This window comes from Streptomyces sp. NPDC058665, from assembly GCF_042714995.1.
In the GTDB taxonomy this organism is placed as follows: Bacteria; Actinomycetota; Actinomycetes; order Streptomycetales; family Streptomycetaceae; genus Streptomyces.
In genome coordinates this window covers 1-20,616 of sequence record NZ_JBHXRX010000028.1, presented here as the reverse complement: position 1 = coordinate 20,616, position 20,616 = coordinate 1, and the positions used below count along the sequence as shown (strand labels likewise).

Annotated in this window: 24 protein-coding genes; 16 read left to right on the top strand and 8 right to left on the bottom strand. The window is 70.9% G+C overall.

The features are described 5' to 3' along the window. Positions 1-46 precede the first annotated feature (46 nt). Both ACFWV8_RS19865 and ACFWV8_RS19860 read left to right on the top strand, forming a co-directional pair. Entirely contained in the window at positions 47-499 is a 453-nt protein-coding gene (locus ACFWV8_RS19865) for a GNAT family N-acetyltransferase (RefSeq protein ID WP_384203588.1), read from the top strand. 31 nt (positions 500-530) lie between these two features. Then, positions 531-1,106 (top strand): histidine phosphatase family protein, encoded by a 576-nt coding sequence (locus tag ACFWV8_RS19860; protein ID WP_384203585.1) that lies wholly within the window; start codon positions 531-533, stop codon positions 1,104-1,106. A 54-nt stretch (positions 1,107-1,160) separates the two neighbouring features. Here the strand turns inward: ACFWV8_RS19860 and ACFWV8_RS19855 are convergent, their stop codons facing one another. After that, positions 1,161-2,138 carry an SDR family NAD(P)-dependent oxidoreductase gene (locus tag ACFWV8_RS19855; protein ID WP_384203582.1) on the bottom strand — a complete coding sequence of 326 codons (978 nt, stop codon included), beginning with the start codon at positions 2,136-2,138 and terminating at the stop codon, positions 1,161-1,163. A gap of 200 nt (positions 2,139-2,338) precedes the next feature. Here ACFWV8_RS19855 and ACFWV8_RS19850 point away from each other — a divergent pair, with 200 nt between their 5' ends. Further along, on the top strand, positions 2,339-2,986 hold the full coding sequence (locus tag ACFWV8_RS19850; protein ID WP_384203762.1) for an HD domain-containing protein: 648 nt from the start codon (positions 2,339-2,341) through the stop codon (positions 2,984-2,986). A gap of 42 nt (positions 2,987-3,028) precedes the next feature. On the opposite strand, the gene ACFWV8_RS19845 is transcribed toward ACFWV8_RS19850, so the two are convergent. Continuing rightward, complete coding sequence (locus ACFWV8_RS19845) at positions 3,029-3,736, bottom strand: SDR family NAD(P)-dependent oxidoreductase (protein ID WP_384203579.1); 708 nt, start codon at positions 3,734-3,736, stop codon at positions 3,029-3,031. Positions 3,737-3,838: 102 nt separating this feature from the next. Here ACFWV8_RS19845 and ACFWV8_RS19840 point away from each other — a divergent pair, with 102 nt between their 5' ends. Further along, complete coding sequence (locus ACFWV8_RS19840) at positions 3,839-4,678, top strand: helix-turn-helix transcriptional regulator (protein ID WP_384203576.1); 840 nt, start codon at positions 3,839-3,841, stop codon at positions 4,676-4,678. 61 nt (positions 4,679-4,739) lie between these two features. On the opposite strand, the gene ACFWV8_RS19835 is transcribed toward ACFWV8_RS19840, so the two are convergent. Beyond that, positions 4,740-5,486 (bottom strand): TetR/AcrR family transcriptional regulator, encoded by a 747-nt coding sequence (locus ACFWV8_RS19835; protein WP_384203573.1) that lies wholly within the window; start codon positions 5,484-5,486, stop codon positions 4,740-4,742. Positions 5,487-5,579: 93 nt separating this feature from the next. On the opposite strand from ACFWV8_RS19835, the gene ACFWV8_RS19830 reads away from it, so the two are divergent. Continuing rightward, a complete protein-coding gene (locus tag ACFWV8_RS19830; protein WP_384203570.1) occupies positions 5,580-6,104 on the top strand; it encodes an NAD(P)H-binding protein in 525 nt (174 codons plus the stop codon). Further along, positions 6,070-6,297 carry a hypothetical protein gene (locus ACFWV8_RS19825; RefSeq protein ID WP_384203568.1) on the top strand — a complete coding sequence of 76 codons (228 nt, stop codon included), beginning with the start codon at positions 6,070-6,072 and terminating at the stop codon, positions 6,295-6,297. Before ACFWV8_RS19830 ends, ACFWV8_RS19825 begins: the two co-directional genes overlap by 35 nt. A gap of 33 nt (positions 6,298-6,330) precedes the next feature. On the opposite strand, the gene ACFWV8_RS19820 is transcribed toward ACFWV8_RS19825, so the two are convergent. Continuing rightward, complete coding sequence (locus tag ACFWV8_RS19820; RefSeq protein WP_329389742.1) at positions 6,331-6,909, bottom strand: helix-turn-helix domain-containing protein; 579 nt, start codon at positions 6,907-6,909, stop codon at positions 6,331-6,333. An 85-nt stretch (positions 6,910-6,994) separates the two neighbouring features. Between ACFWV8_RS19820 and ACFWV8_RS19815 the strand changes: the two genes are divergently transcribed. Next, positions 6,995-7,876: an SDR family oxidoreductase gene (locus ACFWV8_RS19815; protein ID WP_384203564.1), complete on the top strand. Its 882-nt coding sequence runs from the start codon at positions 6,995-6,997 to the stop codon at positions 7,874-7,876. Between the two features lie 39 nt (positions 7,877-7,915). Here ACFWV8_RS19815 and ACFWV8_RS19810 read toward each other — a convergent pair whose 3' ends face one another. After that, positions 7,916-8,491 carry a CGNR zinc finger domain-containing protein gene (locus ACFWV8_RS19810; RefSeq protein WP_384203561.1) on the bottom strand — a complete coding sequence of 192 codons (576 nt, stop codon included), beginning with the start codon at positions 8,489-8,491 and terminating at the stop codon, positions 7,916-7,918. Between the two features lie 81 nt (positions 8,492-8,572). On the opposite strand from ACFWV8_RS19810, the gene ACFWV8_RS19805 reads away from it, so the two are divergent. Beyond that, a complete protein-coding gene (locus ACFWV8_RS19805) occupies positions 8,573-9,745 on the top strand; it encodes an epoxide hydrolase family protein (RefSeq protein WP_384203558.1) in 1,173 nt (390 codons plus the stop codon). 62 nt (positions 9,746-9,807) lie between these two features. On the opposite strand, the gene ACFWV8_RS19800 is transcribed toward ACFWV8_RS19805, so the two are convergent. Beyond that, on the bottom strand, positions 9,808-10,749 hold the full coding sequence (locus tag ACFWV8_RS19800) for an RNA-binding protein (protein ID WP_384203555.1): 942 nt from the start codon (positions 10,747-10,749) through the stop codon (positions 9,808-9,810). 130 nt (positions 10,750-10,879) lie between these two features. Between ACFWV8_RS19800 and argC the strand changes: the two genes are divergently transcribed. From argC to ACFWV8_RS19775, 5 genes are all read left to right on the top strand, one after another. Further along, positions 10,880-11,908, top strand: coding sequence for an N-acetyl-gamma-glutamyl-phosphate reductase (argC, locus tag ACFWV8_RS19795; RefSeq protein WP_384203552.1), 1,029 nt, complete (start codon positions 10,880-10,882; stop codon positions 11,906-11,908). An 82-nt stretch (positions 11,909-11,990) separates the two neighbouring features. Continuing rightward, positions 11,991-13,160 (top strand): bifunctional glutamate N-acetyltransferase/amino-acid acetyltransferase ArgJ, encoded by a 1,170-nt coding sequence (gene argJ / locus ACFWV8_RS19790; RefSeq protein ID WP_384203550.1) that lies wholly within the window; start codon positions 11,991-11,993, stop codon positions 13,158-13,160. Next, positions 13,157-14,104: an acetylglutamate kinase gene (gene argB / locus ACFWV8_RS19785; RefSeq protein WP_384203548.1), complete on the top strand. Its 948-nt coding sequence runs from the start codon at positions 13,157-13,159 to the stop codon at positions 14,102-14,104. Before argJ ends, argB begins: the two co-directional genes overlap by 4 nt. Continuing rightward, a complete protein-coding gene (locus tag ACFWV8_RS19780) occupies positions 14,101-15,315 on the top strand; it encodes an acetylornithine transaminase (RefSeq protein ID WP_384203545.1) in 1,215 nt (404 codons plus the stop codon). Before argB ends, ACFWV8_RS19780 begins: the two co-directional genes overlap by 4 nt. A gap of 7 nt (positions 15,316-15,322) precedes the next feature. Continuing rightward, positions 15,323-15,862, top strand: a complete 540-nt coding sequence (locus ACFWV8_RS19775) for an arginine repressor (RefSeq protein ID WP_329389760.1) — start codon at positions 15,323-15,325, stop codon at positions 15,860-15,862. Between the two features lie 25 nt (positions 15,863-15,887). Here the strand turns inward: ACFWV8_RS19775 and ACFWV8_RS19770 are convergent, their stop codons facing one another. After that, positions 15,888-16,601 (bottom strand): L,D-transpeptidase, encoded by a 714-nt coding sequence (locus ACFWV8_RS19770; RefSeq protein ID WP_384203543.1) that lies wholly within the window; start codon positions 16,599-16,601, stop codon positions 15,888-15,890. Between the two features lie 36 nt (positions 16,602-16,637). Then, entirely contained in the window at positions 16,638-17,267 is a 630-nt protein-coding gene (locus tag ACFWV8_RS19765) for a pyridoxamine 5'-phosphate oxidase family protein (protein ID WP_384203540.1), read from the bottom strand. A gap of 65 nt (positions 17,268-17,332) precedes the next feature. Here ACFWV8_RS19765 and ACFWV8_RS19760 point away from each other — a divergent pair, with 65 nt between their 5' ends. From ACFWV8_RS19760 to argH, 3 genes are all read left to right on the top strand, one after another. Then, a complete protein-coding gene (locus ACFWV8_RS19760; protein WP_384203538.1) occupies positions 17,333-17,740 on the top strand; it encodes a DUF488 domain-containing protein in 408 nt (135 codons plus the stop codon). Between the two features lie 61 nt (positions 17,741-17,801). Beyond that, positions 17,802-18,995: an argininosuccinate synthase gene (locus tag ACFWV8_RS19755; RefSeq protein WP_384203536.1), complete on the top strand. Its 1,194-nt coding sequence runs from the start codon at positions 17,802-17,804 to the stop codon at positions 18,993-18,995. Between the two features lie 55 nt (positions 18,996-19,050). Further along, entirely contained in the window at positions 19,051-20,478 is a 1,428-nt protein-coding gene (gene argH / locus ACFWV8_RS19750; protein WP_384203534.1) for an argininosuccinate lyase, read from the top strand. Positions 20,479-20,616: the final 138 nt, after the last annotated feature.

Here is a 20,616-nt window from a genome sequence, read left to right as displayed (position 1 = left end):
GGCATCCGCCACTGACAATCGGCCCGCCACCTGGCAGCCTTCCGCCATGACCGAGACGACGACCCCCGCGACCTCCGCCGCGTACGAGATCTCGAACGACCCCGCACGCCTCGACGCGGACCGGATCCACCGCTGGCTCTCGACGGACGCGTACTGGGCGCTCGGCCGCGACCGCGACGTCCAGGACAAGGCGATCGCCGGATCGCTCAACTTCGGTGCCTACGACGCCGGCTCGGGCGAACAGGTCGCCTACGCCCGCGTCGTCACCGACCACGCCACCTTCGCCTGGCTCTGCGACGTGTACGTCGCCCCCGTCGCCCGCGGCAAGGGGCTCGGCACCGAACTCGTCGCCGCCGTACGTGGCCACCTCACCCCCCTGGGGGTGCGGCGCATGATGCTGGCCACGGAGGACGCCCACGGCGTGTACGAGAAGGTGGGGTTCAAGTCACTCGAAAACCCCCTGATGTGGATGACTCTGGACCTTCAGGTCCCCTCTTGACCTGTGCCGTTTTGGGGATCACGATCCCGGCATGAGTGTTCGGGTCACGTTGGTCGCCGCCGCGCGCAGCTCAGCCCCACTTGCCGAACGATTCGACGACGACCGCCCCCTCGACCAGGCAGGCTGGCACGAGGTGCAGCTCGTCGCGCACTCGCTCGTGCCGCTGGCCGCCGCCGAGTTGCGCTACTGCTCGCCCACCGCGCGCAGCCGCGCCACCGGGGAGGCCCTCGGCTACGCGCCCCTGGTCCAGCCGGCGCTCCGGGACTGCGACATGGGCCGCTGGCGCGGCTGCACCTTCGCGGACGTCGCAGCCCGTGAACCCGCCGCCGTGGACGCCTGGCTCGCCGACCCACGCTCGGCGCCGCACGGGGGCGAACCGCTGCTGGCGTTCATCTCCCGTATAGGCGGCTGGCTGGACACACGCCCCGCCGACAACATCGGCGCCATCGTGGCCGTCGCCGAACCGGCGGTCATCAGGGCGGCCCTCGTCTACGCCCTGCACGCCCCCGCACCGACCTTCTGGAACGTGGACGTCCGCCCGCTCTCCACGGTCACCCTCATGGGCGCCCCGGGCCGCTGGAGCCTGCGCCTCGACGCTCGCGTCTGACCGGGGCCCGCCGTGTGCGCGGTGTGCGTGGTGCGCGCCCCTGGCGCGAAGCCCTCAGCCCGCCGTCGCGAACGCGTCGACGCCCGTCAGTTCGGCGGAGAGCCGCCAGAGCCGCGCCGCCTGCTCGGGGTCCGCCGCGTATGTGCGTACCCCGCCCTTGAAGTCGTCCTCGTCGGCCGGGTCGGCGATGTCGCAGTCCTCGCAGTACACCCCGCCCGCACCGGCCAGTCGCGGTGAAGTAGCCGCCCACACCTGCGTGGCCGCGCCCTGCTCAGGTGACTTGAAGGACGGGTTGAGCGGGTTGCCCTCCTCGTCGATCCAGCCGAAGCCCACCATCTCCTCCTTGGGAAGATGGCGCTGAAGCGGCGTGAGGATGCCACCGGGGTGCAGCGAGAAGGCCCGGACCCCGGCGTCCTTGCCGAGCGCGTCCAGATGGACGGCGAACAGCGCGTTGGCGGTCTTCGCCTGCCCGTACGCCTGCCACTTGTCGTAACCCCGCTCGAAGCGCATGTCGTCCCAGCGGATGGGGGAGTGGCGGTGACCTGCCGACGACACCGAGACGACACGGGCGCCGCCCGGCTCGATCGCGGGCCAGAGGCGGTTGACGAGCGCGTAGTGGCCGAGGTGGTTCGTCGCGAACTGCGCCTCCCAGCCCGGTCCGACGCGGGTCTCGGGGCACGCCATGACCGCGGCGTTGTTGATCATCAGATCGATGCCGCGCCCGGACGCGAGGAACCCCTCGGCGAACGCGCGGACGCTGTCGAGGTCACCGAGGTCGAGCTCGCCGACCTCGACCTTCCCCGCCGGTCCCTCGATCCCGGCGACGGCCTCCTCGGCGGCGGCGCGCCGCCTGGCGGGCACCACGACCCGAGCGCCCGCGCCGGCCAGCGCGCGGGTCGTCTCCAGCCCCAGCCCCGAGTAGCCGCCGGTGACGACCGCGAGCTTCCCGCCGAGGTCCACGCCCCGCAGAACCTTTTCGGCGGTGCTCGTCGCGCCGAAGCCTGAACCGATCTTGCGCTGAGGAGTAGTCATGGTCCGACGGTACGTATTGGAGCGTTCTCGAAGTCAAGCGGCCGACAGCGGCCGGGTACGGCGGGGCGTGTGCCCGGGTCTGTGGGGCATCCGGCCCTGTGGTCATGGCACGCGGGTCACCGGCTCAGGAGACTGGAGAAGCGGGCCGGGGCGACCGGCTCCCCACACGGACCGGCGAGCAGAAGGACCAGGTGATGACGATGGCCTACGACCCCTCCGCACCGGCGGGCGTGAGCGTGCCGGACACGAAGCTCGCGCGGGCGGCGACCGAGCTCGTACGCGACACCGTGAGCGAACTGATCTACGACCACTCGCGCCGCGTCTACTTCTTCGGCAGCCTCCAGGGGCGCAACCGCGATCTCGCCTTCGACCCCGAACTCCTCTACATCGGGGCCATGTTCCACGACCTGGGCCTCGGCGAACCCTTCCACACCAGCGGCCGGCGCTTCGAGGTCGACAGCGCCGACGAGGCACGTCGCTTCCTCCGGGCGTACCAGGTGCCCGAGGACAGCGTCCGGCGCGTCTGGACCGCGATCGCCCTGCACACGACCCCGGGCGTCCCCGAGTTCATGGAGCCGGAGGTGGCACTGGTGACCGCGGGCGTCGAGTACGACGTCCTCGGCATCGGATACCACGACATCGGCGACGACGACCGCACCGCCGTCGTCGCGCTGCACCCGCGTCCTGGCTTCAAGCAGCGCATCCTCGGCGCCTTCACCGACGGCGTCCGGCACAAGCCGGAGACCACCTTCGGCAACGTCAAGGCCGACGTCCTCGCCCACTACGTGCCCGGCTTCGAGCGCGGCGACTTCGTGCGTACGATCCTGGACTCGCCGTGGCCCGAGTGACGGTGGCCGTGGGGCGTTCGACGGGGTGCGGCTTCGGTGCCTCTACCAGGGCAGCGGACCCGTCACGTCGAAGTAGCCGCCGGTCGGGCCGTCCGGGCCCACCTGGGCCATCCGTACGATGATCTCCGCCCCCTCCTCGACGGTCTGCGTACCGGTGTTCCCGTTCAGATCCGTCTTCGTGTAGCCGGGCTCCACCGCGTTGATCCGGATGGCCGGGAACGCCTTCGCGTACTGGACCGTGATCATGTTGACCGCCGTCTTGGACGCCGGATAGGCCACGCCCGGGTACGCGGCGGCCGGTGAGCCCGGCTCCGTCACCCTGGCCATCGAGCCGAGGGAACTGCTGACGTTGACCACCACCGGGGCGGCCGACCGCTCCAGCAGCGGCAGGAACGCGTGGGTCACGCGCACCGTCCCGAAGACGTTCGTGTCGAAGACCGCGCGCACGTCGTCGGCGGTCACCTCCCCGGCGCCGATCACGCCTCGGTCCGGCGTCCGCCCTTCGACGCCCGCGTTGTTGATCAGTACGTCCAGTCCGCCGTCCGCCTCGACGGTCTTCGCCGCTGCGGCGACGGACGCGTCGTCGGTGATGTCGATGACGACCGGCCGCGCACCCAGCAGCTCGGCGGCGCGGCGTCCGCGCTCCGGGTCGCGGCTGCCCAGGTAGACGGTGTGGCCCGCGGCGACGAGGCGGCGGGCGGTCTCGAAACCGAGGCCTTTGTTGGCCCCGGTGATCAGTGTCGTAGTCATGGCTTCAGCCTCCGGCCGAGGCGGATCGTCAACCAGACGTCCCGTTTTCCTGGGACTGGTGGTACCAGGACGCCGCGCCGTCCGGGGCGCACACTGGTGGACATGGCGGAAGCGGAGTTCGGACAGGCGGTGCACCGGTGGCGCGACCGGGTCTCCCCGGAGGCCGCCGGACTGACCATCGGCGGGCACCGGCGCGCGCCGGGACTGCGCCGCGAGGAACTGGCCATGCTGGCCGGCATCTCCGCGGACTATGTCACCCGGCTCGAACAGGGCCGCGCGGCCAACCCCTCGACACAGGTCGTCGAGTCCCTGGCCAGAGCCCTGCGGCTGTCGGCCACGGAACGCGAGCACCTGTTCCGGCTGGCCGGGCTGGTGCCGCCGGGGGCGGACACCGTACCGGCGTATCTCAGCGCGAGCGTCCAGCGCCTGCTGGACCGACTCGCCGGGACGCCTGTCGCGGTGTACGACGCGTCCTGGACGCTGCTCACGGCCAACCCGCCGTACGCCGCGCTGATGGGAGATCCCTCCGACTGGCGCGGTAACGCGCGCAACGGCGTGTGGCGGCACTTCCTGGGCCCAGGCACGCGGGCACGCCACACGCCCGAGTCGCTGCGCCTGTTCGAGAGCGCGCTCGTCTCCGACCTGCGTGCCGCCGCCGGCCGCTATCCGGCCGACCGGCGGCTGCGGCGGCTGGTCGCGGAACTGCGCGCCGGCAGCGAGCGGTTCGCGGAGCTGTGGGACTCCGGGACCGTCGGCCGCCACGAGGCCGCGCGCAAGACGATCGACCACCCGCAGGTGGGGGCGGTGACACTGGACTGCGACGTACTCACCGTGGCCGGGAGCGACCTGCGCATCATGATCTACACGGCCGAGCCCGGCACGGAGGACGCGGAACGCCTCGCGCTGCTCACGGTGCTTGGCACACAGACGCTGGTCGGATAGACCGGGGCGGACCGCGCGTCCCGGAAGTACCCGCCCTCCGGGGTGATCAGCTCGGCGCCCTTCATACGACGTCCGTCACCCCGTCCTCGTCCGGGTGCAGCGCGTCCAGGATGAGGGTGAGGCCGAAGGCGAACTCGTCTCCGTAGGAGTAGCCGGGCTTGAGGGCGTGCTCCACGGCGAGTTCGGTGAGATGGGGGTACGCGTCGGCGGGCATGTCGCTCAGGATGGTTTCCGCGACCTCGTCCAGCTCCGCCGAGCTGCTGAACGGCAGGCTCACCTCCTGGATCACGAAGCCGTACAGATAGCTGTCGATCAGCGACACGGCATGCGCGGCCATCGGGACGGAGAACCCTCCCGCCCGCAACGCGCCGATGACCGCGTCATGGTGACCCAGGGTCGCCGGGCCGGGCCGGGTCCGGGAGTCCATCAGGCCGACGGCCCACGGATGGCGGCCGAGCACGGCACGGGCGGAGTCCGCGCGGCGGCGCATGGCGTTCTTCCAGTCCGTGTCGCGCGGCGGCAGCTCGATCTCGCCGAACACCGCGTCCACCATGCCGTCGAGGATGTCCTCCCTGCCCGCGACATGGTGATAAAGCGACATCGCCTCGACGCCCAGCGGTTCGGCGATGGCCCGCATGGTGAGCGCGGCTGTTCCCTTCTCGTCCGCCACCGCCACCGCCGTACGGATCACGCGCTCGCGACTGAGCGGCGTACGCGCCGACGTCCTGCGCCCGCCGCGGGCCGTGCTCCTGCCCGCGCCCGGACCGCGGCCCGCACCGTCGCCCGTGCCCTTGTTTCCCTCGGGCATCCGCCCTCCTTCTCGCTCCTCTTGACCGCCTTACGGCATAAGGCTAACTTGCCTTACAGGATAAGGTTGCCACTCCGGCGAAGGGGCCGCGTCATGGGCACGGACAACGCGAAGAAGATCTGCATCGTCGGGGCCTCGGGGAAGCTCGGGCAGTACATGGTTCGCCACGCGCTGGAGCGCGGTTACGAGGTGGTCGGCGTCTGCCGCGAGCGCAGCGTGCCGAAACTGGCCGCGTTCGAAGGCCGCATCACCATCGTCCCCGGACCCACGAACGACCCCGGCGTGATCAAGCGAGCGGTCGCCGGATGCGACGGAGTGCTGACGGTGCTGGTGCCGTGGGGTGTGCGGCAGTACTCCTCCGGTACGGCGCAGGCGGTGCTCGACCACGCCCGGCCGGGGGCACGTCTGATCTTCTCGTGCGGCTGGCACATCACCCGCGACGGCAAGGACGCGTACTCACGGATGTTTCCGCGCGGCCCTCGGCGCCTCCGCCGCGCTGGGCAAGCTGGTCCGCGCCGTCGAGATCGACGACCAGGTGGAGGCGTGCGGCCGCGTGTTCGCCGGCGACACCGCGTGGACCGTGGTGCGCGGCAGCACTCTCAAGGAGGGCGAGAGTGAGGGCCTGCCCGTCTGGAGCCGCCATGTCGGCGACCCGATCCTGGCCGGCAATCTGACCCGCCGTGTGGATTACGCCCTGTTCATGGTGGAGGCGCTCACCGACGACACCCTGATCCAGGAGGCCCCGGCGATCGTCGGCTGTCGCACCCCCAGCGCCCTGGCCCACGCGAAGGGCCTCAACGACTGTGCCTAGCGGGCCGGTCGGGCCCTGCTGCGACGCCGGGCCTCACCCCAGCGACGCGCTCGCCGCGCGCAGCTCGTCGAGGGCCGTCAGGACGTACCCGGCCAGTTGGTCGTCCGCGCCCCTGGCGCCGTCGGACCATTCGGCGTAGCCCCGTTTGAAGGCGAGAAGGCCCAGTTCACCGGCGAGCGCGGCGGTCGGACCCGGTATGCCGCGGGCCGCCAGAGCGGTTGTCATCGCGGCCGCGAGGCTGACGCTCTTGAGGGCGTCACGCTCCTGGAGTTCGGCGCTGGCGGCGACGGCCGCCTTCAGGCGAGGGGCGAGATCCCGGTTCATGGCGCCCATCGCGCCGGAGGCACGCTCAAGACCGGCGGCGACCGCCTGGAGCGGCCCGGCGTCGTCGGGCGCCTCGGCGATCCCCTCGGCCAGCAGCCGGCTCAGCGTCTCCTGACCGGCCACCAGCAGTTCGCGCTTGTCGGGGAAGTGCCGGAAGAAGGTGCTCTTGGTGACCCCGGCGCGCTCGGCGATCTGCGCGACCGTCGTCGCGTCGTACCCCTGCTCGGTGAAGAGGTCGACCGCCGCGACGACAAGACGTTCGCGCGCCCCTGGTTCCCATCGGCCCATGGCCGCATTCTACGTGATGGGACTCTTGCCCCGTCACTCTGCTACAGTGACGGGACAAGAGTCCCATCACTCGCGGGAGATTTCCATGCGCGTCTTCGTCACTGGCGGTACCGGTCTGATCGGGTCCGCCGTCGTCGCCGAACTGCTCGGCAACGGCCACACCGTCCTCGCCCTCGCCCGCTCCGACGCGTCCGCGCTGGTCGCCGAGGCGGCCGGCGCCGAGCCGCTCCGGGGAGGGCTCGCCGATCTGGACGTCCTTCGCGCCGGCGCCGGCCAGGCCGACGGGGTGATCCACCTGGCGTTCGCCAACGACTTCAGCAGCCCGGAGGCCGTCGAGAAGGCGGTCGCCGAGGAAAGCGCCGCCATCGCGGTCCTCGGCGAGGAACTCGTCGGCAGCGACCGCCCCTTCGTCACCGCCTCGGGCACGCCGCATGTGCCGGGCCGTGCCTCCACCGAGTCGGACCCGCCGGCGACCGAAGGTCCTGTCGGGGGTCGCGGTCGCGCGGTCATGGCGGCCCTGGGCCTGGCCTCGCGCGGGGTCAGGAGCACGGCCGTACGTCTGCCGCGTACGGTTCACCACCAGGGCGCGGGCGGGTTCGCCGGTCTGCTGACCGGCATCGCACGCCGGAGCGGAGTGTCGGGCTACCCGGGCGACGGCGCACAGCGCTGGCCGGCCGTCCACGCGCTCGACGCGGCCGTGCTCTTCCGGCTCGCCCTGGAGGGGGCGCAGGCCGGCAGCTCCTGGCACGCCGTGGCGGACGAGGGCGACAGCGTGCGTGACATCGCCGAGGTCATCGGCCGACGGCTGGGCGTGCCGGTCGAGTCGGTGCCGCCGGAGACCTACGGCGCTCTGGGCCCGATCTTCGCGGCGGACCAGCCCTCGTCCAGCGCCCACACCCGGGGGACCCTCGGCTGGGAGCCGAGGCACCCGAGCCTTCTGGCGGACCTGGAGAACATAAAGCCCTGATGGGGGCGGGAGTGGTGTGGCCGAGCGCCGAGCTGACGGTCACTCCGCTGATCCGGGTTTTTTGCGCTGGTTGGCGTTGAACCGCGCTTTCTTCTGACGATTGCCGCATGTGTTCATGTCGCACCATTTGCGGGTGCGGCTTTGGCTGGTGTCGAAGAAGGCGGCTCGGCAGCTCGGCGAAGCGCAGAGGGCCAGTTTTCCGTCCCGTTCCCCCGAGATGATGCTGATCGCGTCGGCGGCGATCACGCTGAGGGCGTCTTCCACGCGGGAAGCCGGGCTGAGCTGCCATTGCCGCTTGCCCTCGGGCGTCAGGACGGCCGCGGCCCGACCCTGGGCACTGCGGTCGTTGATGACGTGGACGGCGGGTGCGGGGAGAGCGTCCTGGATCGCGGCCGCTGTCGCGGCGGCGTGGATCGACTCCCTCAGTTCCCGGGCGAGGTCGAGTTGGGCGGTGGTGCACGAGTCCACGGCGAGGCCGTACACGGCCAGCCAGTCGATGAGTCGCCGCGGTGTGGGAATGCGTTCCACCGCGTCGCCATGACGCTCCGACAGAGTCCCCGTGAAGCTGGTCGCCAGCACCGAACCGAGGCGGAAGTCAGGGAAGCCGGCGCGCATGGAACCACCTTAGCCGGTTGCGGCGTGGCTCGGAGAGCTGTTAGAACCGTCTTAGCCGGTTCCAGGAAGCCAGGAGGTCTCATGCCCCGTCCGACCAGCGACGTGCAAGCATTTGAAGCCCACGCGACCGAAGCCGATCTCGACGATCTGCGCGTACGACTGGCCGCGGCGCGACTGCCGGAGGCCGAGACGGTTCATGGCGCCGCGCCCGGCTCTCGCCGGTGGGAGCAGGGCGTTCCTCTGGCCGACCTTGTCGATGTCGTGAACTACTGGCGCACCGGCTATGACTGGCGGTCGTTCGAGGAGCGCCTCGACCGGATCGGCCAGTTCCGTACGACCATTGACGGTCTGGGAATCCACTTCCTGCACCGCCGGTCCGCGCGCGCGGATGCCACTCCTCTGATCCTGACGCACGGCTGGCCGGGCAGCATTGCCGAGTTCACCGATGTGGTCGAGGAGCTGGCGGATCCGAAAGACGCGGACGCGCCGGCGTTCCACGTCGTGGTCCCGTCGCTGCCGGGCTTCGGGTACAGCGAGAAGCCGGCCACGACCGGGTGGGGAACCGAGAAGATCGCGGCCGCGTGGGTCGAGCTGATGGGAAGGCTCGGCTACAGCGAGTTCGTGGCCCACGGCGGCGACTGGGGAGGCAACATCACCACGGTCCTCGGCGGCAGGTTCGCGGCGCACGTTCTCGGCATCCACACCACGTTCGCGGAAGCGCCGCCCGGGTTGACGACGGACGGGCTGACGGCGGTCGAGCGCCGGTGGACCGAGGAAACCCGCGATTTCTGGCACCACCGCGCGGCGTACGCGAAGCAGCAGGCGACCCGGCCGCAGACCATCGGCTACTCACTCGTGGACTCACCGGTCGGGCTTCTTGCCTGGATCCTCGACAAGTTCGCCGAGTGGTCGGACACCGAGGACAGCCCGTTCGAGATGATCTCCAGGGACCGCGTTCTTGACGACGTCACCCTGTACTGGCTGACGCGGACCGGCGCGTCGGCGGCCCGCATCTACTACGAAAGCCACAACTCACTCGACCCCGAACTCCGGGTCGACGTCCCGTCAGCGATCACGATGTACCCCCGCGACATCGAGAAGAGCCCGCGCACCTGGGCACAGGAGCGCTACCGCCGGATCGTCCGCTGGAGGTCACCCGAGACCGGGGGACATTTCCCGTCCCTGGAGGTCCCCGAGTATTTCGTCAAGGATCTGCGAGAGGGCCTCGCGGCAGTGCTGGCCGCCAACCGGTGAACGGCGCTGCCCGAGCGTGGCCGGCGCGCAGGGTTTCGTCGGGGCGGCTTTCACGAATCGGGTCACCATCGTGCGCGCAGCACGCCGTCGCCGTCGGGCAGGGCGGCGTGGAGGAGCGGGTGGCGTTCGTCGAGGTGGAGGGGCAGGGCGCGGGCCGCCCGCGCGTCGGCCAGCAGGGCGGCGAGCTCCTGGTACTCGGTCTCATCGACCACCACGTCTCTGATCGTTCCGTCCTGCGCCTCCCAGACGAACTCCATGTGCCATTCGGATGGCAGTGCGGCCAGGATCGCCCCGACGTCGGGTCGCAGGTCGGGCCAGACGGTCAGCAGGGCTCGCGGACCGAGACCGGCACGGACCGCGTCGAGGTTCTCCGTGGTGAGGCGGTGCCGGCGTGTGGCGTTGACCATGTAGGTCTCCTCCAGGAGAAGCCCCTGTCGCGCCGCCAGCTCGGTGCGCACGGACGCCCAGAAGACGTCGTCGGCCACCTCTGTCACCTCTGGTTCCGCGGCGTAAGGGGAAGCCGTCAGCGGTTCCGGGAAGAGGCCGAGTGCGCGTGTACGGGCCACGGCGTCCGTGCAGGGCCGGTCGCTGCCCACGTACACGTACTGGTCCCACCCGACGTGCACGGTGAACACGTCTCCCGCCTCCAGCCGGCACCAGGCGCCCTGTTCGCGGAGCATGACGCGGATCAGCTCCAGGGCCACCGCCAGGGAGACCTCGGCCCCGTCGTGGTAGGCGGCGAGGCCGGCCGGGAAAAGCTCGCCGAGACCATGTCCCTCGACCGCCGGCCGGGCACCGAAGTGGACGAACCCGGTGACGGAGGGCTCACGGATCTCCAGCCGGTCAATGCCCGCGGCTTTCGCGAAGGCGGAGACCGCGGCCAGGTACGCGGCTTCGACCGGCCCGTGGTCGCTGACCGTATCCTCAGCGCCCCGGTAGCCGCCGTGCTCGTCACGGTCGGCGGGGTCGTACTTGGTGATCCGGTGAACGAAGGCCGGCGGCACGCTACTCCTGGTCGGGGTCGAAGGTGGCGCCGGCGCGGAACAGCCGGCCCCCTCAGGCGGTCCGGCCACGGGCCCATTGCATAAAGCTGCGTAGTTACGTATAGTCATGCCATCGACGAGGAGGGCTTCGATGGCAGTACGTGCAGCGGTGGCGGGAGCCAGTGGATATGCCGGAGGGGAAGTGCTCCGGCTGCTCCTGGGACACCCCGGCGTCGAGATCGGTGCTCTCACCGGGAACTCTAACGCCGGTCAGCGCCTCGGTACGCTCCAGCCTCACCTCGGGCCGCTGGCCGAGCGGGTCCTGGAGCCGACCACGGCCGACGTGCTCGCCGGTCACGACGTCGTCTTTCTCGCCCTGCCGCACGGGCGGTCCGCCGCCGTCGCCCAGCAACTCGGCGACGAGGTGCTCGTGGTCGACATGGGCGCGGACTTCCGGCTGAAGGACGCCGCCGACTGGGAGGCGTTCTACGGCTCCCCCCATGCCGGTACCTGGCCCTACGGCCTCCCCGAACTGCCGGGCAGCCGCGCCGCGTTGGAGGGGTCCAGACGCGTCGCGGTGCCCGGCTGCTATCCGACGGCCGTCTCGCTCGCGCTCTTCCCCGCGTACGGCGCAGGCCTGGTCGAGCCGGAGGCCGTCATCACCGCCGCCACCGGCACCTCCGGCGCGGGCAAGGCCGTCAAGCCGCATCTGCTCGGCTCCGAGGTCATGGGCTCCATGAGCCCGTACGGCGTCGGCGGCGGCCACCGGCACACCCCCGAGATGATCCAGAACCTCAGCGCCGTCGCGGGCATGCGCGTCGGCGTCTCCTTCACCCCCACCCTCGCCCCCATGCCCCGCGGCATCCTCGCCACCTGCTCCGCGAAGGCGCGGCCTGACGTCACCGCGGCCGACATCCGCGGCGCGTACGAGAAGGCCTACGCCGACGAGCCGTTCGTCCAGCTCCTGCCCGAGGGCCAGTGGCCGGCGACCGCGTCCGTGTACGGCTCCAACGCCGTACAGGTCCAGGTCGTCCTGGACGAGAACGCCCGGCGCGTCATCGCGATCAGCGCCATCGACAACCTCACCAAGGGCACGGCGGGCGGCGCGGTCCAGAGCATGAACATCGCCCTCGGGCTGCCCGAGGAGACCGGGCTCCCGGCCACCGGCGTCGCACCGTGAGCCAGGCTCCCCACAGCCGCGCCACGAAAGACACCACCACCCACACCAACACGCACACCACCCGGCCGAAGAAGGAGTTGCAGTGAGCGTCACGGCAGCAGGCGGATTCACGGCGGCGGGCATCACCGCCGGGATCAAGGACAGCGGCACCCCGGACCTGGCCCTTGTGGTCAACACCGGTCCGCGCCGCGCCGCCGCGGGCGTCTTCACCTCCAACCGCGTCAAGGCCGCCCCCGTCCTCTGGTCGGAGCAGGTCGTCAAGGGCGGCCGGATCTCCGCGGTCGTCCTCAACTCCGGTGGCGCCAACGCCTGTACGGGCCCCAAGGGTTTCCAGGACACCCACGCCACCGCCGAGAAGGTCGCCGAGGTACTGAACGAGGCCGAGCCCGGGACCCACAGCCCCGGCGAGATCGCCGTCGCCTCCACCGGGCTCATCGGTATCAACCTCCCGATGGACAAGCTGCTGCCCGGCGTCGAGAAGGCCGCGGCCGAACTCTCCCCGCACGGCGGCGAGAAGGCCGCCATCGCCATCAAGACCACCGACAGCGTGCACAAGACGGCCGTCGCGGGCGGCGAGGGATGGACCGTCGGCGGTATGGCCAAGGGCGCCGGCATGCTCGCCCCCGGTCTCGCCACCATGCTCGTCGTGCTCACCACCGACGCCGACGTCGACAGCTCCGCCCTCGACTCGGCCCTGCGCGCCGCCACCCGTACCACCTTCGACCGCGTCGACTCCGACGGCTGCATGTCCACCAACGACACGGTGCTCCTGCTCGCCTCCGGCGCCGCCCGGGTGACGCCCGGCTACGAGGAGTTCGCCGAGGCCGTCCGCGCCGTCTGCGACGACCTCGGCCGCCAGCTCATCGGCGACGCGGAAGGGGCGAGCAAGGACATCCGCATCGAGGTGATCAACGCGGCGAGCGAGGACGACGCCGTCGAGGTGGGCCGCTCCGTCGCCCGTAACAACCTCCTCAAGTGCGCCCTGCACGGCGAGGACCCCAACTGGGGCCGGGTGCTCTCCGCGATCGGCACGACCTCCGCCGCCTTCGACCCCGACCGGCTCAACGTCGCCATCAACGACATCTGGGTCTGTAAGAACGGCTCCGTCGGCGAGGACCGCGACCTGGTCGACATGCGCTTCCGGGAGGTACGGATCACCGCCGACCTCGCCGCCGGCAGCGAGTCGGCCGTCATCTGGACCAACGACCTCACCGCCGACTACGTCTACGAGAACAGCGCGTACAGCTCATGACCGCACGCAAGCACACCGCGCTGCCCAAGGCGCAGATCCTCATCGAGGCGCTGCCCTGGCTGACCCGCCACAACGGCAAGATCGTCGTCATCAAGTTCGGCGGCAACGCCATGGTGGACGAAGACCTCAAGGCCGCCTTCGCCCAGGACGTCGTCTTTCTGCGCCAGGCCGGTCTCAGGCCGGTCGTCGTGCACGGCGGCGGGCCGCAGATCAGCGCGCAGCTCGACCGGCACGGGCTGGTCAGCGAGTTCAAGGCCGGGCTGCGGGTCACCACACCCGAGGCGATGGACGTCGTACGGATGGTGCTCGCCGGCCAGGTCCAGCGCGAGCTCGTCGGGCTGCTCAACCAGCACGGCCCGCTCGCCGTCGGGATGACCGGCGAGGACGCGCACACCATCTCGGCGACCCGGCACCGGCCCCGTATCGACGGCGAGCTGGTCGACATCGGCAGGGTCGGCGAGATCACCGAGATCGACCCGGGCGCCATCGAGGCGCTGCTCGCCGACGGCCGTATCCCGGTCATCTCCTCCATCGCGCGCAGCGCCGACGACGGACACGTCTACAACGTCAACGCCGACACCGCCGCCGCCGCGCTCGCCGCGGCCCTCGGCGCCGAGACGCTGATGGTGCTCACCGATGTCGAGGGCCTGTACGAGGACTGGCCGAACAACGACGACGTGATCAGCAGGCTCACGGCGAGCGAGCTGGAGAAGCTGCTGCCCGAGCTGTCCAGCGGCATGGTGCCGAAGATGGAGGGCTGTCTGTTCGCCGTACGCAACGGGGTCAACACCGCCCGCGTGCTCGACGGCCGCGTACAGCACTCGATCCTGCTGGAGATCTTCACCGACGAAGGCATCGGCACGATGGTCGTCCCCGACGGCCAGGAGCACGCGACCGCGGCGACATCCGGGACCACGGAGACCACGACAGGGGGAGCGTCATGACCGACGACAGCAACCAGGAACTCACGCGCCGCTGGCGGCACGTGATGGCCGACAACTACGGCACCCCGAAGCTCTCCCTCGTGCGCGGCGCCGGCGCCACCGTCTGGGACGCCGACGGCAACGCGTACGCCGACTTCGTCGGCGGCATCGCCGTGAACGCGCTCGGCCACGCGCACCCCGCCGTCATCGACGCGGTCACCCGGCAGATCTCGTCCCTCGGCCATGTGTCGAACCTCTACATCGCAGCCCCGCCCGTCGCCCTCGCCGAACGGCTCATCGACCTCGCCGACCGCCCCGGCCGTGTCTTCTTCTGCAATTCGGGCGCCGAGGCGAACGAGGCCGCGTTCAAGATCGGCCGGCTCACCGGCCGCCGCCACATGGTCGCCACCGACGGCGGCTTCCACGGCCGCACGATGGGCGCGCTCGCGCTCACCGGGCAGCCGCCCAAACAGGAGCCGTTCCTGCCGCTGCCCGGCGATGTGACGCATGTTCCGTACGGAGACGCCGACGCCCTCAGGGCGGCCGTCACCGAGGAGACCGCGCTGCTGATCATCGAGCCGATCCAGGGGGAGAACGGCGTGGTCGTCCCGCCCCGGGGCTATCTCGAAGCGGCCAGGGAGATCACCCGCGCCACCGGCACCCTGCTGGTCCTCGACGAGGTCCAGACGGGGGTGGGGCGCACCGGGCACTGGTTCGAGTACCAGGCGCACCAGAGCGTCGAGCCCGATGTCGTCACGCTCGCCAAGGGTCTCGGCGGCGGCCTGCCGCTCGGCGCGACGCTCGCCTTCGGCCCGGCGGCCGATCTGCTCAGGCCCGGTCAGCACGGGACGACCTTCGGCGGCAACCCCGTCGCCTGCGCCGCCGGACTCGCCGTCCTGGACACGCTCGGCGCCGACGGGACGCTCGACACGGTGAAGAGGCTCGGGGAGAAGCTGCGGGACGGAATCGAGGCGCTCGGACACCCGCTGGTCTCGCATGTCCGTGGCGCGGGGCTCCTGCTGGGTATCGTGCTCACCGAACCGCTCGCGCCGCAGGCGCAGCAGGCGGCTCAGGATGCCGGTTTTCTGGTGAACGTGCCAGCTCCCGATGTCGTACGGCTCATGCCACCGCTGATCATCGGCGACGACGAGGTGGAAACGTTCCTCCGGGCCCTGCCCGGCATCCTCGACACCACCCACGGGACCAACGGGGACGGACGATCCGGGGAATGAGAAGACGATGACCGAGGCGCAGGCACCACCGGAGCACAACGGCCCCTCCGTCCCGCAGACCCGCACCGCGCGCCACCGCCGGATCGTGGACATCCTCAACCGGCAGCCGGTCCGCAGCCAGAGCCAGCTCGCCAAGCTCCTCGCCGACGACGGTCTGAACGTCACCCAGGCGACGCTCTCGCGCGACCTGGACGAGCTGGGCGCCGTGAAGATCCGCAACACCGGCGGTGAGCTGATCTACGCGGTCCCCAGTGAGGGCGGCTACCGCACCCCGCACGCCCCGCTCGGCGAGTCGGCGAAGGAGGAGCGGATGCGGCGGCTCTCCGGCGAACTGCTCATCTCCGCCGAGGCCTCCGCCAACCTGGTGGTGCTCCGTACGCCGCCGGGCGCCGCCCAGTTCCTGGCATCGGCCATCGACCAGGCGGAACTGCGCCCCATCCTCGGCACCATCGCGGGCGACGACACGCTGCTGCTGATCAGCCGCGACCCGGCGGGCGGCCAGGCGCTGGCGGACCATCTGCTGCGGCTGGCCCAGAAGGACGGCTGAACGCCTGAGCGGGTACGCCGCCGGGTCAGTAGTTCGTGATGGCCGTACGGCCGGACGCCGTGCCCACCGCGATGTGCGGTGAGCGCCCGGGGTCGGCCCACGCCAGGATGCGGCTCATCGCGCCGGCCGGTACGGAGACACAACCGGCCGTCGCGCCCTTGCCGTTGACGTGCAGGAAGATCCCGGCGCCCCGGCCGCGCACGGGCCGGTCGTAGTTGAAGCCGATGACCAGGGCGCGGGCGTACTGCGCGCCGTACGCGCTCAGACGCTCGGCCTCCGCCGCACGGCAGTCGGCCGGCAGGTCCTCGACCCAGCGGTTGTACGCGCGCGAGTCGTTGTCCTGGCACCACCAGGACCGGTCGGTCACCGGGCGGTAGCTGAAACGGGTCCCCGCAGGGGCGGGCCGGATGCCGAAGGCGTACGGCAGGTCGTACAGCCCCGTCGGCGTGGTCGATCCGCCCTGCACGCGCTCGGTGCCCTTGACCAGCCCGCCGGCCCCGAACCGCGCGTCCGCCGACCCCGCCGCCACCCAGCGGCTCCCGCGCCGGTCCCACCAGGTGAGGCGCCCCGTGGTCGAGCCGGTTGCTGCGGCCTCGGCAGTGATCAGCTGGCTGCCGCCGCCGGTGTCGGCCATCCGCTCGGGGAGCGGCACGGAGGTACCCGCGGGCGCGACGGGGCCGGCCGCGACCGTGGCGACGACGGCGAGCAGGACCGACCCGAGCGTGAGAAGGGTGCGCATGCTCGGACCGTACGCCGGTGACCGGGTGACGGCCTCTCAGGATCCCGCGGCTTGGTCCGTCCGGGGCGGGGAGCCGGCGCCGGCGCCGTCCGTACGCGCGGGCAGCGGCAGCGGCAGGGCGGGCAGCCCGTCCAGGCTCACGCCCACGTACTCCTTCTTCTCGCAGTACTCCGCGAACTCGTCGTCCGTCTTCCGGGCGAAGTGCGTCGCGTGCTGGGTGCGCTCCTCCCGGTACTCCATGAAGGGAACGGCGAATCCGCACGAGTCGCTGATCCGTACCGCGCCGACCAGGATGAGCGCCCGCGCGCTCGGCCCGTCCGCGTCCGCGAAGTGCCCGATGTACTCGGCCCAGCGCGGATCGTCCCGGAAGACCGGTTCCCCGCGCCCGTGCACCCGCAGGATCTTCGGCGGTCCGTCGAACGCGCACCACATCAGGGTGATGCGGCCGTTCTCGCGCAGATGGGCGATGGTCTCCGCGCCGCTGCCGCCGAAGTCGAGATAGGCGAGTGTCGACTCGTCCAGTACGACGAGGCTGCCGGAGCGGCCCTTGGGCGAGAGATTGATGTGACCGTCATCGGCGCGCGGGGCCGTTGCGGTGAAGAAGAGGGGCTGTTCCTCGATGAATGTACGAATGCGGCCGTCGATTCGTTCGTAGTGCTTTCCCATGGCATTTATTGTCGGCGCCGACAATCGCGCGCGTCGAGACCGAGGGACGGGATGGGCCGGGACGCATGACGAAGAAGAAGGCCACGCACGACGTACGCGTCCGACGGGTCTACGAGCCGCCGGCGCCGGACGACGGGACTCGGGTGCTCGTCGACCGGCTCTGGCCGCGCGGGCTCGCCAAGACCGAGGCCTCGTTCGACGACTGGCTCAAGGACGCGGCCCCCTCGGCCGAACTGCGGAAGTGGTACGGGCACGATCCGGGGAAGTTCGAGGAGTTCGCCGACCGCTACCGCGCCGAGCTGGCGGCGGCCGGATCTGCCTCGGGCGAGGCCCTGGAACGGCTCAGGGAACTGGCCGCCGACGACACCCTCACCCTGCTCACCGCCACCAAGGACCTGGACCACAGCCACCCCCTGGTGCTGGCGGCGGAGGTCACGGAGAGCACCGGGGGGATCACTCAGCGACTGCTTTGACAAAACATACGGAGGGCTGCATAGTTATACCCATCAGCGTATGCACCGTAAGGAGAAACCCGTGACCGAGCGCGTCGTACTCGCCTACTCGGGAGGCCTGGACACCTCCGTCGCCATCGGCTGGATCGCCGAGGAGACGGGCGCCGAGGTCATCGCCGTCGCCGTGGACGTCGGTCAGGGCGGGGAGGACCTCGACGTCATCCGCAAGCGCGCGCTCGCCTGCGGTGCGGTCGAGGCCGAGGTCGCGGACGCCAAGGATGAGTTCGCCGAGGAGTACTGCCTCCCGGCGATCAAGGCCAACGCGCTCTACATGGACCGCTACCCGCTGGTCTCGGCGCTCTCCCGGCCGACGATCGTCAAGCACCTCGTGGCCGCCGCCAAGAAGCACGGCGCCGACACCGTCGCCCACGGCTGCACCGGCAAGGGCAACGACCAGGTCCGTTTCGAGGCAGGCATCGTCGCCCTCGCCCCCGGGCTGAAGTGCATCGCCCCGGTCCGCGACTACGCGATGACCCGCGACAAGGCGATCGCCTTCTGCGAGGAGAAGAGCCTCCCGATCGCGACCACCAAGAAGTCCCCGTACTCCATCGACCAGAACGTCTTCGGACGGGCCGTCGAGACGGGCTTCCTGGAGGACATCTGGAACGCCCCGATCGAGGACATCTACGAGTACACCTCCAACCCGGCGGAGCCCCGCGAGGCCGACGAGGTCGTCATCTCCTTCAAGGAGGGCGTCCCGGTCGCCATCGACGGCAAGCCCGTCTCGGTCCTCCAAGCGATCCAGCAGCTCAACGAGCGGGCGGGCGGCCAGGGCATCGGCCGGATCGACATGGTCGAGGACCGGCTCGTGGGCATCAAGTCCCGTGAGGTGTACGAGGCGCCGGGCGCGATCGCGCTGATCACCGCCCACCAGGAGCTGGAGAACGTCACCGTCGAGCGCGAACTGGCCCGCTACAAGCGGCAGGTCGAGCAGCGGTGGGGCGAGATGGTCTACGACGGCCTGTGGTTCTCCCCGCTGAAGCGGGCCCTGGACGGCTTCATCAACGAGGCCAACCAGCACGTCACCGGCGACATCCGGATGACCCTGCACGGCGGCCGGGCCGTCGTCACCGGCCGGCGCTCCGAGGAGTCGCTGTACGACTTCAACCTGGCCACGTACGACTCGGGCGACACCTTCGACCAGTCCAAGGCACAGGGCTTCATCGAGCTGTTCGGTCTCTCGGCGAAGATCGCCGCGAAGCGCGACCTGGCCTGACCCGACCGAGCCCGTCCGGCGATCGACGACCGCACCCCCAAGGAGCACCCCCGCAGTGAGCAGCAACACCGGTGACGTCCGGCTCTGGGGCGGCCGTTTCGCCGACGGCCCCGCCGAGGCCCTGGCCAAGCTGTCGGCGTCCGTGCACTTCGACTGGCGCCTGGCGCCGTACGACATCGCGGGCTCCCGCGCGCACGCGCGCGTGCTCAGCAAGGCAGGCCTCCTCGACGAGGAGGAGCTGGACCGGATGCTCGCCGGGCTCGACCGGCTGGAGGCGGCCGTCGCCGACGGCTCGTTCACCGGGACCATCGCCGACGAGGACGTCCACACCGCCCTCGAACGTGGTCTCCTCGAACAGCTCGGCCCGGACCTCGGCGGCAAGCTGCGCGCCGGCCGGTCCCGAAACGACCAGGTCGCCACCCTCTTCAAGATGTATCTGCGCGACCACGCCCGGATCATCGGCGCACTGGTCGCCGAGCTCCAGGACGCGCTCGTGGGTCTCGCCGAGGCACACCCGGACGTGGCCATGCCGGGCCGTACGCATCTCCAGCACGCCCAGCCGGTGCTCTTCGCCCACCATGTGCTGGCACATGTGCAGTCCCTCTCGCGGGACGCGGAGCGGCTGCGGCAGTGGGACGAACGGACGGCGGTCTCCCCGTACGGCTCCGGCGCGCTGGCCGGGTCGTCGCTGGGGCTCGACCCGGAGGCGGTCGCGGCGGATCTCGGCTTCGAGCACGGCTCGGCCGCCAACTCCATCGACGGCACGGCCTCGCGGGACTTCGTCGCCGAGTTCGCCTTCATCACCGCGATGATCGGCGTGAATCTCTCGCGTATCGCCGAAGAGGTCATCATCTGGAACACGAAGGAGTTCTCCTTCGTCACCCTGCACGACGCGTTCTCCACCGGCTCGTCGATCATGCCGCAGAAGAAGAACCCGGACATCGCCGAGCTGGCGCGCGGCAAGTCGGGCCGGCTCATCGGCAATCTGACCGGGCTGATGGCCACGCTGAAGGCGCTGCCGCTCGCGTACAACCGCGATCTCCAGGAGGACAAGGAGCCGGTCTTCGACTCCTGCGACCAACTGGAGGTCCTGCTCCCCGCGTTCACCGGGATGATGGCGACGCTCACGGTCAACCGGGAGCGGATGGCGGAGCTGGCCCCGGCCGGGTTCTCGCTCGCCACGGACATCGCGGAGTGGCTGGTCCGGCGGGGCGTGCCGTTCCGCGTCGCGCACGAGGTCGCGGGGGAGTGCGTCAAGGTGTGCGAGGGGCAGGGGATCGAGCTCGACGAGCTGACCGACGAGCAGTTCGCCGGGATCTCGGAGCATCTGACCCCGGAGGTCCGTACGGTCCTCAATGTCTCCGGCGCGCTGGCGTCGCGGGACGGGCGCGGCGGTACGGCGCCTTCGGCGGTCGCGGTCCAGCTCGCCGAGCTGAAGACGGACCTGGCGCTCCAGCACGCGTGGGCGACGGCCAAGAAGTAGCCGGCAGAACGTCGCCGGGGGGGGGCGAGCGGGGCGCCCCCCCCCGCCCGGATAATTGATGCGATTAACAACCCGCCCTTACAGCGGGGGTTAAAGGATCGAAGGGCCCCGAACAAACCCGCGCCAACGGGCGGGCCG